The sequence below is a fragment of the Pseudomonas sp. PAMC25584 genome (assembly GCF_058135675.1).
This window is the reverse complement of the sequence record NZ_CM176870.1, coordinates 5,546,996-5,560,000: the sequence shown is the minus strand read 5'-3', so window position 1 is coordinate 5,560,000 and position 13,005 is coordinate 5,546,996. Positions and strand designations below refer to the sequence as shown.

Genomic DNA, 13,005 nt, shown 5'->3' with positions numbered 1-13,005 from the left:
TTCTCCTCGAAAGCTATTTAGGTAGCGCCTCATGTATCACTGTAGGGGGTAGAGCACTGTTTCGGCTAGGGGGTCATCCCGACTTACCAAACCGATGCAAACTCCGAATACCTACAAGTGCCGAGCATGGGAGACACACGGCGGGTGCTAACGTCCGTCGTGAAAAGGGAAACAACCCAGACCGTCAGCTAAGGTCCCAAAGTTATGGTTAAGTGGGAAACGATGTGGGAAGGCTTAGACAGCTAGGAGGTTGGCTTAGAAGCAGCCACCCTTTAAAGAAAGCGTAATAGCTCACTAGTCGAGTCGGCCTGCGCGGAAGATGTAACGGGGCTCAAACCATACACCGAAGCTACGGGTATCACTTAGGTGATGCGGTAGAGGAGCGTTCTGTAAGCCTGTGAAGGTGAGTTGAGAAGCTTGCTGGAGGTATCAGAAGTGCGAATGCTGACATGAGTAACGATAATGGGTGTGAAAAACACCCACGCCGAAAGACCAAGGTTTCCTGCGCAACGTTAATCGACGCAGGGTTAGTCGGTCCCTAAGGCGAGGCTGAAAAGCGTAGTCGATGGAAAACAGGTTAATATTCCTGTACTTCTGGTTATTGCGATGGAGGGACGGAGAAGGCTAGGCCAGCTTGGCGTTGGTTGTCCAAGTTTAAGGTGGTAGGCTGGAATCTTAGGTAAATCCGGGATTCTAAGGCCGAGAGCTGATGACGAGTTAACTTTTAGTTAACGAAGTGGTTGATGCCATGCTTCCAAGAAAAGCTTCTAAGCTTCAGGTAACCAGGAACCGTACCCCAAACCGACACAGGTGGTTGGGTAGAGAATACCAAGGCGCTTGAGAGAACTCGGGTGAAGGAACTAGGCAAAATGGCACCGTAACTTCGGGAGAAGGTGCGCCGGTGAGGGTGAAGGACTTGCTCCGTAAGCTCATGCCGGTCGAAGATACCAGGCCGCTGCGACTGTTTATTAAAAACACAGCACTCTGCAAACACGAAAGTGGACGTATAGGGTGTGACGCCTGCCCGGTGCCGGAAGGTTAATTGATGGGGTTAGCTAACGCGAAGCTCTTGATCGAAGCCCCGGTAAACGGCGGCCGTAACTATAACGGTCCTAAGGTAGCGAAATTCCTTGTCGGGTAAGTTCCGACCTGCACGAATGGCGTAACGATGGCGGCGCTGTCTCCACCCGAGACTCAGTGAAATTGAAATCGCTGTGAAGATGCAGTGTATCCGCGGCTAGACGGAAAGACCCCGTGAACCTTTACTATAGCTTTGCACTGGACTTTGAATTTGCTTGTGTAGGATAGGTGGGAGGCTTTGAAGCGTGGACGCTAGTTCGTGTGGAGCCAACCTTGAAATACCACCCTGGCAACTTTGAGGTTCTAACTCAGGTCCGTTATCCGGATCGAGGACAGTGTATGGTGGGTAGTTTGACTGGGGCGGTCTCCTCCTAAAGAGTAACGGAGGAGTACGAAGGTGCGCTCAGACCGGTCGGAAATCGGTCGTAGAGTATAAAGGCAAAAGCGCGCTTGACTGCGAGACAGACACGTCGAGCAGGTACGAAAGTAGGTCTTAGTGATCCGGTGGTTCTGTATGGAAGGGCCATCGCTCAACGGATAAAAGGTACTCCGGGGATAACAGGCTGATACCGCCCAAGAGTTCATATCGACGGCGGTGTTTGGCACCTCGATGTCGGCTCATCACATCCTGGGGCTGAAGCCGGTCCCAAGGGTATGGCTGTTCGCCATTTAAAGTGGTACGCGAGCTGGGTTTAGAACGTCGTGAGACAGTTCGGTCCCTATCTGCCGTGGACGTTTGAGATTTGAGAGGGGCTGCTCCTAGTACGAGAGGACCGGAGTGGACGAACCTCTGGTGTTCCGGTTGTCACGCCAGTGGCATTGCCGGGTAGCTATGTTCGGAATAGATAACCGCTGAAAGCATCTAAGCGGGAAACTAGCCTCAAGATGAGATCTCACTGGGACCTTGAGTCCCCTGAAGGGCCGTCGAAGACTACGACGTTGATAGGTTGGGTGTGTAAGCGCTGTGAGGCGTTGAGCTAACCAATACTAATTGCCCGTGAGGCTTGACCATATAACACCCAAGCAATTTGACTACTCGAAAGAGCATCAGATTGCGGTGTGTGAAGACGAAACGAACCGAAAGTTCGAATCTCACAAAACACCGAAAGCTATCACATACCCAATTTGCTGAAGCGAGGCCAGCTGGCCACGACTCAGTACCCGAATTTCTTGACGACCATAGAGCATTGGAACCACCTGATCCCATCCCGAACTCAGCAGTGAAACGATGCATCGCCGATGGTAGTGTGGGGTTTCCCCATGTGAGAGTAGGTCATCGTCAAGATTAAATTCCAGAACCCCTGTTTGCTTACGCAGACAGGGGTTTTGTTTTGCGCGCTCGGAAAGTGCGAAGAGGCTCATCGCGATAGTCTTCAGTGCTAAGGTCCGGCCTTTCTATGCAATGACCCTGCGCATGGCTATCATGCGTGCCTCATTGTGAGGCGATACTTGCATGCTGACGTTGTTAAAACTTCTGAAAGATGGCCGATTCCACTCCGGGGAAGCACTTGGCGCCGCCCTGGGCGTCAGTCGCAGTGCTGTATGGAAGCAGCTTCAGCATCTTGAGGCTGAGTTAAACTTGCCCATCCACAAAGTGCGTGGCAGGGGGTATCAGTTGGCATCGCCGCTGGTGTTCTTGAATGCTGAAGATATTGCGCTGAAGGCGCCTTCATTGGCATGGCCCGTCCACATCTCTGATTCTATTGACTCCACCAATGCTGAGGCCTTGCGCCTTGTCGATGCGGGGTGCGCGGCGCCATTTCTAGTGCTCGCGGAGCAACAAACCGCAGGAAGAGGCCGGCGGGGGCGCAAGTGGGTCAGTCCGTTCGCCCAGAATGTGTATTACAGCCTCGTGCTGCGCATCGAGGGCGGCCTGCGGCAGCTAGAGGGGCTGAGCCTGGTTGTGGGGCTTGCGGTTATGCAGGCCCTGCGTGAGTCGGGGGTGCAAGGGGCTGCCTTGAAATGGCCAAACGACGTCCTGGTGGGGCAGAAAAAAATTTCCGGAATCCTGTTGGAGTTGGTGGGCGATCCTGCTGATATCTGTCACGTTGTTCTCGGGATCGGCATTAACGTGAATATGCAGAAAGCCACTGCAGTTGATCAGCAGTGGACGTCGGTGCAGCTGGAAACGGGCCTTCCTGTGGATCGTAATCTACTTGTGGCGCAGCTGGGTCTGCAGTTGCAAAACTACCTGCAGCGACATACAGCCTCTGGCTTTGCGGCGCTTCAGGAAGAGTGGGAGCAGAATCACCTATGGCAGGACAGGGCGGTGTCCCTCATTGCTGGAGTCAATCGTATTGACGGGGTGGTCCTGGGTGTCGACCGCCAGGGTGCGTTGCGTTTGAGCGTGGATGGTGTTGAAAAAATATTTAGCGGTGGTGAGTTAAGCCTGAGGTTGCGTGATGATTCTTGAGCTCGACTGTGGGAATAGCTTTATCAAATGGCGCGTACTTGAATCGGATCAGGCGAAAGCATCCGCCGAAGGTGTTGTAGGTTCGGATTTCGCATTGATTGAAAGCCTGGCAGCGCTACCTGGGCTGTCGTTGACGCGTTGCCGCTTGGTGAGCGTTCGGGCTTTGGAAGAAACCAATAAGCTCGTCGAGGTGCTGCAAGGCGCTTTCGGTGTTGTCGTATCCTGTGCTGTATCCTCGCGTGAGATGGCCGGAGTGCGCAATGGCTACGAAGACTTCGAGCGTCTTGGTCTTGATCGCTGGTTGGCGATGCTGGGAGGCTTCAAGCTGGCGCCGGGCGCGTGCCTGGTGCTGGATTTTGGTACTGCGGCCACGGCAGATTTCATCGCGGGGAATGGCGAGCACCTGGGAGGCTTCATTTGCCCCGGCATGCCGTTGATGCGCAACCAGTTGCGAACGCACACCCGCAAGATACGCTACGACGACGCGGCTGCTGAGCGTGCCCTGGAGCGGCTTTCCCCTGGGCGCACGACCGTAGAGGCTGTCGAGCGAGGCTGTACGCTGATGCTCAGGGGGTTCGTGTTGACCCAGCTTGAGTTGGCCCGAAGCTACTGGGGTGATGATTTCACCGTATTCCTCACGGGTGGGGATGCTGATCTGGTCACGGATGCCGTACCGCAGGCGCGGTTGGTTCCGGACCTGGTTTTCGTTGGTCTGGCAATGGCGTGTCCTTTGTCCTGAGGTGCTTATGCGTTGGCTGTTTTTACTTTTACTCGTTCTTAATGCCTTCTATTACGTTTGGCATCAGCAAGAGGCTCCGTTGCGCGCCAAGGATGTCACGCCCCTGAGTCTTTATCGTGGCCCTCAGCAGGATATTCGGCTGCTGAGTGAATCCTCGGATTCGGTGTCTCGGCGCGACCGAGCAAAAGCGCCTGACGCGCAGAATACCTGCTTATACATCGGCGGCTTTGCCGACCAGCGTCAGGCACAGTCTGTTGAGCAGCGTCTTACAAGCCTGGATATAAAGGTCAAGGTTCAACTGTTGAGCACGCCTGAGGCATCCGGTTACTGGCTTCGTGTGGCCCCTGAAAGCCGACGCCTGGCTGAGGATCTGCCGTTTGAAAACCTTGCTAAAGAATTCAATGAGTTAAAACATAAAATAATGCTGTGCGAAGGCATTGCAACTCTCGAATAGTTTGCATAGAATGGCGCCCGCTTCGCAGTGAAGACCTTTAAGGTCTACAGCGTGAAGCGAACGTCAACGCAGCTAACCTCATATTTTTAATGAGAAAATGCTTGACAGAAGGTCGGCGTGATGTAGAATGCCGGCTCGCTTAGGAGGGGTTCCCGAGCGGCCAAAGGGATCAGACTGTAAATCTGACGTCTACGACTTCGAAGGTTCGAATCCTTCCCCCTCCACCATTTTTAGCGTGAGCTGCAAGCTCCGCGGGTATAGTTTAGTGGTAGAACCTCAGCCTTCCAAGCTGATGATGCGGGTTCGATTCCCGCTACCCGCTCCAAGTTTGCAGGTTGTGCGGCGTGTTTTGCTCTTGTAGCTCAGTTGGTAGAGCACACCCTTGGTAAGGGTGAGGTCAGCGGTTCAAATCCGCTCAAGAGCTCCATATAACAAGGCAGATATGAAAATATCTGCCTTTGTTTTAACGGCTATCTCGGCTTGATTCTGTTGTAGCTGGCGTTTATGTCAGGTGGTATCAAGTCTCTTGGGGTTTGCTGTTGTAAAGTCTTTTTCAGGCCTGCATAATGGTCGGCCTGATTTTGTTTTAGGTCAGTAGCTCAATTGGCAGAGCGACGGTCTCCAAAACCGTAGGTTGGGGGTTCGATTCCCTCCTGACCTGCCAGATTCACGTGGTGTATCTGGCTTTCTTTTCACAGGATCTTCATAGATGACTCCTAAGGCTGAAGCTCAAAGCTCTCGTTTCGATCTGGTCAAGTGGCTTGCAGTAGTCGCATTGGTGGTCGTAGGCGTTGTTGGCAATCAGTACTATTCTGCTTCGCCGATCCTGTACCGTGTACTCGCTTTGCTCGCCCTCGCTGCTGTAGCTGCCTTTGTAGGCCTGCAGACTGCCAAAGGCAAGTCTTTCGCGGTCTTGGTAAAGGAAGCTCGCACCGAAATTCGTAAAGTCGTTTGGCCGACTCGCCAAGAAACCACGCAGACCACGTTGATTGTTGTGGCTGTTGTTCTGGTTATGGCGTTGCTGTTGTGGGGGCTTGATTCCCTGCTCGGCTGGCTTGTTTCCTTGATTGTTGGCTAAGGGTGTCCCGTGGCTAAGCGTTGGTACGTTGTGCATGCTTACTCGGGTTACGAGAAGCATGTTATGCGCTCTTTGCTAGAGCGCGTAAAGCTGGCAGGCATGGAAGATGGCTTCGGCGAAATTCTGGTTCCCACTGAAGAAGTGGTTGAAATGCGGAATGGTCAGAAGCGCAAGAGTGAACGCAAGTTCTTTCCGGGCTACGTGCTGGTTCAGATGGACATGAATGAAGGTACTTGGCACTTAGTCAAGGATACCCCTCGTGTCATGGGTTTCATTGGTGGTACTGCCGATAAGCCTGCTCCGATCACCGACAAAGAAGCAGAAGCGATTCTGCGTCGTGTTGCTGATGGTAGCGACAAGCCCAAGCCGAAGACGTTGTTCGAGCCGGGTGAGGTTGTTCGTGTTACCGATGGTCCGTTTGCTGATTTCAACGGCACCGTCGAAGAAGTTAACTACGAAAAGAGCCGGATCCAAGTGGCGGTGCTCATTTTCGGACGCTCTACTCCGGTAGAGTTGGAGTTCAGTCAGGTCGAGAAGGTCTAGCTGAGCAAGCATCCCAACCCCGCAGCCTAGGCTGTGGGGTTTTGTCGTCACTGGGATAAACGCGCAAGTAACCGGGGAGCCTTTTGAGGCGTTCGAACCCGTAATTGGAGTGCCTCATGGCCAAGAAGATTACCGCTTACATCAAGCTGCAAGTGAAGGCCGCTCAGGCCAACCCTAGCCCACCCGTCGGTCCAGCTCTGGGTCAGCACGGCGTGAACATCATGGAATTCTGCAAGGCCTTCAACGCCCGTACACAGGGTATTGAGCCAGGTCTGCCGACTCCAGTGATCATCACTGTATACAGCGACCGTAGCTTCACCTTCGAAACCAAGTCGACCCCGGCTTCGGTTCTGTTGAAGAAAGCTGCTGGCCTGACTAGCGGTTCCGCTCGTCCTAACACCGTTAAGGTTGGCACCGTGACTCGTGCTCAGCTGGAAGAAATCGCGAAAACCAAAAACGCGGATCTGACTGCAGCTGATATGGATGCAGCCGTGCGTACCATCGCCGGTTCTGCTCGTAGCATGGGCCTTAACGTGGAGGGTGTGTAATGGCTAAGCTGACCAAACGCCAAAAGGCTATCGCCGGCAAAATCGAAGCAGGCAAGGCCTACAACTTTGTAGACGCTGCTGCACTGCTGACCGAGCTGTCGACTGTCAAGTTCAGCGAGTCTGTTGACATTGCTGTAAACCTGGGTGTTGACCCACGTAAATCCGACCAGGTCGTTCGTAGCGCTACTGTGCTGCCACACGGTACTGGCAAGACTGTACGTGTTGCTGTCTTCACCCAAGGTCCAGCAGCTGAAGCTGCTCTGGCCGCTGGCGCCGATCGCGTTGGCATGGACGACCTGGCTGCCGAAATGAAAGGCGGCGACCTGAACTATGACGTCGTTATTGCTTCCCCGGATGCAATGCGCGTTGTAGGTCAGTTGGGTCAGATCCTTGGTCCACGTGGTCTGATGCCTAACCCGAAAGTCGGCACCGTAACCCCAGACGTAGCTACCGCGGTTAAAAACGCCAAGGCTGGTCAGGTTCGTTATCGCACTGACAAAAACGGCATCATTCACACTTCCGTTGGCAAAGTCGGCTTCGATGCCGTCAAGCTGAAGGAAAACGTTGAAGCCCTGATCGCTGATCTGAAGCGTATCAAGCCAGCTTCTTCGAAAGGCATCTACGTCAAGCGCGTTACCCTGAGCACCACTATGGGCCCAGGTCTGGTCATCGACCAAGGTTCGCTGGACGTATAAGACACACGTTGGCGTGAGCGATCGCGTCAATTGAAAAAATTGGGGTCCCTGCCTGGCGGGGGCTATCCAAGACCGTAGGCGGCGCAAGTCTTAAACCTCAAGCCTACGCAGATGGTGCTCCCGGTTCCTTACCGAATCAGACACCAAAACGACATCCGGCTTCGGCCAGATGAAACGGTAACAAGCAGGAGTTTAACCCGTGGCAATTAATCTCGAAGACAAGAAGGCCATCGTCGCTGAAGTCAACGAGGCTGCCAAAGCTGCTCTGTCCGCTGTCGTGGCTGATGCCCGTGGTGTGACAGTAAGCGCTATGACCGGACTCCGTAAAGAGGCTCGTGAAGCTGGCGTATACGTACGTGTTGTACGTAACACCCTGCTCAAGCGCGCTGTTGCTGACACTGAATACAGTGTCCTCAACGACGTGTTCACCGGCCCGACTCTGATCGCGTTTTCCACAGATCATCCAGGCGCTGCTGCCCGTTTGTTCAAGGAATTTGCCAAGAGTCAGGATAAGTTCGAGATCAAGGCAGCTGCGTTCGAGGGCAAGTTCCTCGCAGCTAACCAAATCGACGTACTGGCAACACTGCCGACCCGTAACGAAGCTATTTCTCAGCTGATGAGCGTGATTCAAGGCGCTACCAGCAAGCTGGCTCGTACTCTGGCTGCAGTTCGCGAGCAAAAAGAAGCTGCCGCAGCCTAAGGCTGAGCATTTTCTCTCGCGTATTTTTGTTTATTTCGATGGCCGCGTAGGCCGTCCCCCAATTCAGGAAATACAGTAATGTCTATCTCCCAAGAAGATATCCTCAACGCCGTAGCTGAAATGTCGGTTCTGCAGGTTGTTGAGCTGATCAAAGCTTTCGAAGAAAAATTCGGCGTTTCCGCTGCCGCTGCTTCCGCCGGTCCAGCTGCTGCTGCTGCCGTTGTTGAAGAGCAAACCGAATTCAACGTCATGCTGCTGGAAGCTGGCGAGAAGAAAGTAAACGTGATCAAGGCCGTTCGTGAACTGACCGGTCTGGGCCTGAAAGAAGCCAAGGCTGTAGTTGACGGCGCTCCTGGCGTTGTTCTGGAAGCTGTGTCGAAAGACGCCGCTGACAAAGCCAAAGCTACTCTGGAAGAAGCAGGCGCTAAAGTCGAGCTGAAGTAAGCATCGACCTTGCGTCTCCAGCCCAAGCGTTAAGCTGAAGGCTGATGGCTGGTGGCTCATGCCACCGGCCTTTTTCCGTTATTGGCTGTCGACTCGGTCGCCGCCATTAACGCGCTGTAGCCACCCGATGCGGTGGTGCAAACCAAGGGGTTTGCAAGATTTTCTGGCTGCTCCCGTCGGGAGGGCCAAACAAGCAGGTGACCAAGCTGGGGAACGCTGATGGCTTACTCATATACTGAGAAAAAACGTATCCGCAAGGACTTTAGCAAGTTGCCGGACGTCATGGATGTCCCGTACCTTCTGGCTATCCAGCTGGATTCGTATCGTGAATTCTTGCAGGCGGGAGCGACCAAAGATCAGTTCCGCGACGTGGGCCTGCATGCGGCCTTCAAATCCGTTTTCCCGATCATCAGCTACTCCGGCAATGCTGCGCTGGAGTACGTCGGTTATCGCCTGGGCGAACCGGCATTTGATGTCAAAGAATGCGTGTTGCGCGGTGTTACGTACGCCGTACCTTTGCGGGTAAAAGTCCGTCTGATCATTTTCGACAAAGAATCGTCGAACAAAGCGATCAAGGACATCAAAGAGCAAGAAGTCTACATGGGCGAAATCCCACTGATGACTGAAAACGGTACCTTCGTTATCAACGGTACCGAGCGTGTTATCGTTTCCCAGCTGCACCGTTCCCCGGGCGTGTTCTTCGACCACGACCGCGGCAAGACGCACAGCTCCGGCAAGCTCCTGTACTCCGCGCGGATCATTCCGTACCGCGGTTCGTGGTTGGACTTCGAGTTCGACCCGAAAGACTGCGTGTTCGTGCGTATCGACCGTCGTCGCAAGCTGCCGGCCTCCGTGCTGCTGCGCGCGCTCGGCTATACCACTGAGCAAGTGCTGGACGCTTTCTACACCACCAACGTCTTCAGCCTGAAGGATGAAACCCTCAGCCTGGAACTGATTGCTTCGCGTCTGCGTGGTGAAATTGCTGTCCTGGATATCCAGGACGAAAATGGCAAGGTCATCGTTGAAGCCGGCCGCCGTATCACTGCGCGCCACATCAACCAGATCGAAAAGGCCGGTCTCAAGTCGCTGGACGTGCCTCTGGACTACGTCCTGGGTCGCACGACCGCCAAGGTCATCGTTCACCCGGCCACAGGCGAAATCCTGGCTGAGTGCAACACCGAGCTGAACACCGAAATCCTGGCAAAAATCGCCAAGGCTCAGGTTGTTCGCATCGAAACCTTGTACACCAACGATATCGACTGCGGTCCGTTCGTCTCCGACACCCTGAAGATCGACTCCACCAGCAACCAATTGGAAGCGCTGGTCGAGATCTATCGCATGATGCGTCCTGGCGAGCCACCTACCAAAGACGCTGCCGAAACCCTGTTCAACAACCTGTTCTTCAGCCCTGAGCGCTATGACCTGTCTGCGGTCGGCCGGATGAAGTTCAACCGTCGTATCGGTCGTACCGAGATCGAAGGTTCAGGCGTGCTGTGCAAGGAAGACATCGTTGCGGTCCTGAAGACTCTGGTCGACATCCGTAACGGCAAAGGCATCGTCGATGACATCGACCACCTGGGTAACCGTCGTGTTCGCTGCGTAGGCGAAATGGCCGAGAACCAGTTCCGCGTTGGCCTGGTACGTGTTGAGCGTGCGGTCAAAGAGCGTCTGTCGATGGCTGAAAGTGAAGGCCTGATGCCGCAAGACTTGATCAACGCCAAGCCAGTGGCTGCAGCGGTGAAAGAGTTCTTCGGTTCCAGCCAGCTCTCGCAGTTCATGGACCAGAACAACCCGCTCTCCGAGATCACCCACAAGCGCCGTGTATCCGCACTGGGCCCGGGCGGTCTGACCCGTGAACGTGCTGGCTTTGAAGTCCGTGACGTACACCCGACGCACTACGGTCGTGTTTGCCCGATCGAAACGCCGGAAGGTCCGAACATCGGTCTGATCAACTCGCTGGCTGCCTATGCGCGCACCAACCAGTACGGCTTCCTTGAGAGCCCGTACCGTGTGGTTAAAGACGCGCTGGTCACCGACGAGATCGTGTTCCTGTCCGCCATCGAAGAAGCTGATCACGTGATCGCCCAGGCTTCGGCCACGATGAACGACAAGAAAATGCTGATCGACGAGCTGGTAGCTGTTCGTCACTTGAACGAATTCACCGTCAAGGCGCCGGAAGACGTCACCTTGATGGACGTTTCGCCGAAGCAGGTAGTTTCGGTTGCAGCGTCGCTGATCCCGTTCCTGGAACACGATGACGCCAACCGTGCGTTGATGGGTTCCAACATGCAGCGTCAAGCTGTACCGACCCTGCGCGCTGATAAGCCGCTGGTAGGTACCGGCATGGAGCGTAACGTAGCCCGTGACTCCGGCGTTTGCGTCGTGGCCCGTCGTGGCGGCGTGATCGACTCCGTTGATGCCAGCCGTATCGTGGTTCGTGTTGCCGATGACGAAGTTGAAACTGGTGAAGCCGGTGTCGACATCTACAATCTGACCAAATACACCCGCTCGAACCAGAACACCTGCATTAACCAGCGTCCGCTGGTGCGTAAGGGTGATCGTGTTCAGCGTAGCGACATTATGGCCGACGGCCCTTCCACCGATATGGGTGAGCTGGCTCTGGGCCAGAACATGCGCATCGCGTTCATGGCCTGGAACGGTTACAACTTCGAAGACTCCATCTGCTTGTCCGAGCGTGTTGTTCAAGAAGACCGTTTCACCACGATCCACATCCAGGAACTGACCTGCGTGGCGCGTGACACCAAGCTTGGGCCTGAGGAAATCACTGCAGACATCCCGAACGTGGGTGAAGCTGCACTGAACAAGCTGGACGAAGCCGGTATCGTTTACGTAGGTGCTGAAGTTGGCGCAGGCGACATCCTGGTTGGTAAGGTCACTCCGAAAGGCGAGACCCAACTGACTCCGGAAGAGAAGCTGCTGCGTGCCATCTTCGGTGAAAAAGCCAGCGACGTTAAAGACACCTCCCTGCGTGTACCTACCGGTACCAAGGGTACTGTCATCGACGTACAGGTCTTCACCCGCGACGGCGTTGAGCGCGATGCTCGTGCTCTGTCCATCGAGAAGATCCAGCTCGACGAGATCCGCAAGGACCTGAACGAAGAGTTCCGTATCGTTGAAGGCGCGACCTTCGAACGTCTGCGTTCCGCCCTGGTAGGCCGCAAGGCTGAAGGCGGCGCGGGCCTGAAGAAAGGTCAGGACATCACCGACGAAGTACTCGACGGTCTTGAGCACGGCCAGTGGTTCAAACTGCGCATGGCTGAAGACGCTCTGAACGAGCAGCTCGAGAAGGCCCAGGCCTACATCGTTGATCGTCGCCGTCTGCTGGACGACAAGTTCGAAGACAAGAAGCGCAAACTGCAGCAGGGCGATGACCTTGCTCCAGGCGTGCTGAAAATCGTCAAGGTTTACCTGGCAATCCGTCGCCGCATCCAACCGGGCGACAAGATGGCCGGTCGTCACGGTAACAAGGGTGTGGTCTCCGTGATCATGCCGGTTGAAGACATGCCGCACGATGCCAATGGCACCCCGGTCGACGTCGTCCTCAACCCGTTGGGCGTACCTTCGCGTATGAACGTTGGTCAGATCCTTGAAACCCACCTGGGCCTCGCGGCCAAAGGTCTGGGCGAGAAGATCAACCGTATGATCGAAGAGCAGCGCAAGGTTGCTGACCTGCGCAAGTTCCTGCACGAGATCTACAACGAGATCGGCGGCCGCAAAGAAGAGCTGGATACCTTCACCGACCAGGAAATCCTGGATCTGGCGAAGAACCTGCGCGGCGGCGTTCCAATGGCTACCCCGGTGTTCGACGGTGCCAAGGAAAGCGAAATCAAGGCCATGCTAAAACTGGCAGACCTGCCAGAAAGCGGCCAGATGCAGCTGTTCGACGGCCGTACCGGCAACAAGTTCGAGCGCCCGGTTACTGTTGGCTACATGTACATGCTGAAGCTGAACCACTTGGTAGACGACAAGATGCACGCTCGTTCTACCGGTTCGTACAGCCTGGTTACCCAGCAGCCGCTGGGTGGTAAGGCTCAGTTCGGTGGTCAGCGTTTCGGGGAGATGGAGGTCTGGGCACTGGAAGCATACGGTGCTGCTTACACTCTGCAAGAAATGCTCACAGTGAAGTCGGACGATGTGAACGGTCGGACCAAGATGTACAAAAACATCGTGGACGGCGATCACCGTATGGAGCCGGGCATGCCCGAGTCCTTCAACGTGTTGATCAAAGAAATTCGTTCCCTCGGCATCGATATCGATCTGGAAACCGAATAACACGTGACGCGAATCGAG

10 protein-coding genes, 4 tRNA genes and 2 rRNA genes (1 of these 16 running past the window's edge) are annotated in these 13,005 nt (G+C 54.8%); all 16 read left to right on the top strand.

Features of this window, described 5'->3' with window-relative positions; translation table 11 throughout:
* Positions 1-2,092: ribosomal RNA gene (locus ACS5Q8_RS26060) — 23S ribosomal RNA — on the top strand; it begins 800 nt to the left of the window's first position.
* Between the two features lie 157 nt (positions 2,093-2,249).
* Positions 2,250-2,365, top strand: a 5S ribosomal RNA gene (gene rrf, locus ACS5Q8_RS26055).
* Positions 2,366-2,533: 168 nt separating this feature from the next.
* Positions 2,534-3,493, top strand: coding sequence for a bifunctional biotin--[acetyl-CoA-carboxylase] ligase/biotin operon repressor BirA (birA, locus tag ACS5Q8_RS26050; protein WP_276195112.1), 960 nt, complete (start codon positions 2,534-2,536; stop codon positions 3,491-3,493).
* Positions 3,483-4,232, top strand: a complete 750-nt coding sequence (locus tag ACS5Q8_RS26045) for a pantothenate kinase (protein WP_465159563.1) — start codon at positions 3,483-3,485, stop codon at positions 4,230-4,232. The genes birA and ACS5Q8_RS26045 overlap by 11 nt, the downstream gene beginning before the upstream one ends.
* Before the next feature lie 7 nt (positions 4,233-4,239).
* Entirely contained in the window at positions 4,240-4,686 is a 447-nt protein-coding gene (locus tag ACS5Q8_RS26040) for a hypothetical protein (protein ID WP_247396014.1), read from the top strand.
* Between the two features lie 142 nt (positions 4,687-4,828).
* Positions 4,829-4,913 (top strand) — tRNA-Tyr (locus tag ACS5Q8_RS26035).
* A gap of 24 nt (positions 4,914-4,937) precedes the next feature.
* A tRNA-Gly gene (locus ACS5Q8_RS26030) sits at positions 4,938-5,011 on the top strand.
* Between the two features lie 26 nt (positions 5,012-5,037).
* Positions 5,038-5,113 (top strand) — tRNA-Thr (locus ACS5Q8_RS26025).
* A 161-nt stretch (positions 5,114-5,274) separates the two neighbouring features.
* A tRNA-Trp gene (locus ACS5Q8_RS26020) sits at positions 5,275-5,350 on the top strand.
* Between the two features lie 45 nt (positions 5,351-5,395).
* On the top strand, positions 5,396-5,764 hold the full coding sequence (secE, locus tag ACS5Q8_RS26015) for a preprotein translocase subunit SecE (protein ID WP_003194658.1): 369 nt from the start codon (positions 5,396-5,398) through the stop codon (positions 5,762-5,764).
* Positions 5,765-5,773: 9 nt separating this feature from the next.
* On the top strand, positions 5,774-6,307 hold the full coding sequence (nusG, locus tag ACS5Q8_RS26010; protein WP_003176436.1) for a transcription termination/antitermination protein NusG: 534 nt from the start codon (positions 5,774-5,776) through the stop codon (positions 6,305-6,307).
* 116 nt (positions 6,308-6,423) lie between these two features.
* Complete coding sequence (gene rplK, locus ACS5Q8_RS26005) at positions 6,424-6,855, top strand: 50S ribosomal protein L11 (RefSeq protein WP_003210097.1); 432 nt, start codon at positions 6,424-6,426, stop codon at positions 6,853-6,855.
* Positions 6,855-7,550, top strand: coding sequence for a 50S ribosomal protein L1 (gene rplA / locus ACS5Q8_RS26000; protein ID WP_150642949.1), 696 nt, complete (start codon positions 6,855-6,857; stop codon positions 7,548-7,550). The genes rplK and rplA overlap by 1 nt, the downstream gene beginning before the upstream one ends.
* 199 nt (positions 7,551-7,749) lie before the next feature.
* A complete protein-coding gene (gene rplJ, locus ACS5Q8_RS25995; RefSeq protein ID WP_276195110.1) occupies positions 7,750-8,250 on the top strand; it encodes a 50S ribosomal protein L10 in 501 nt (166 codons plus the stop codon).
* A gap of 78 nt (positions 8,251-8,328) precedes the next feature.
* Complete coding sequence (rplL, locus tag ACS5Q8_RS25990) at positions 8,329-8,694, top strand: 50S ribosomal protein L7/L12 (protein WP_276195109.1); 366 nt, start codon at positions 8,329-8,331, stop codon at positions 8,692-8,694.
* A gap of 219 nt (positions 8,695-8,913) precedes the next feature.
* The gene (rpoB, locus tag ACS5Q8_RS25985; protein ID WP_247396018.1) at positions 8,914-12,987 is read left to right on the top strand and encodes a DNA-directed RNA polymerase subunit beta; all 4,074 of its coding nucleotides are present in this window, start codon (positions 8,914-8,916) and stop codon (positions 12,985-12,987) included.
* The last annotated feature ends 18 nt before the right edge of the window (positions 12,988-13,005 follow it).

Bases quoted from the DNA above. Each gene is read 5' to 3' on its own strand.
- birA (WP_276195112.1), top strand. From the start codon at position 2,534: ATGCTGACGTTGTTAAAACTTCTGAAAGATGGCCGATTCCACTCCGGG.
- ACS5Q8_RS26045 (WP_465159563.1), top strand. From the start codon at position 3,483: ATGATTCTTGAGCTCGACTGTGGGAATAGCTTTATCAAATGGCGCGTA.
- ACS5Q8_RS26040 (WP_247396014.1), top strand. From the start codon at position 4,240: ATGCGTTGGCTGTTTTTACTTTTACTCGTTCTTAATGCCTTCTATTAC.
- secE (WP_003194658.1), top strand. From the start codon at position 5,396: ATGACTCCTAAGGCTGAAGCTCAAAGCTCTCGTTTCGATCTGGTCAAG.
- rplK (WP_003210097.1), top strand. From the start codon at position 6,424: ATGGCCAAGAAGATTACCGCTTACATCAAGCTGCAAGTGAAGGCCGCT.
- rplA (WP_150642949.1), top strand. From the start codon at position 6,855: ATGGCTAAGCTGACCAAACGCCAAAAGGCTATCGCCGGCAAAATCGAA.
- rplL (WP_276195109.1), top strand. From the start codon at position 8,329: ATGTCTATCTCCCAAGAAGATATCCTCAACGCCGTAGCTGAAATGTCG.
- rpoB (WP_247396018.1), top strand. From the start codon at position 8,914: ATGGCTTACTCATATACTGAGAAAAAACGTATCCGCAAGGACTTTAGC.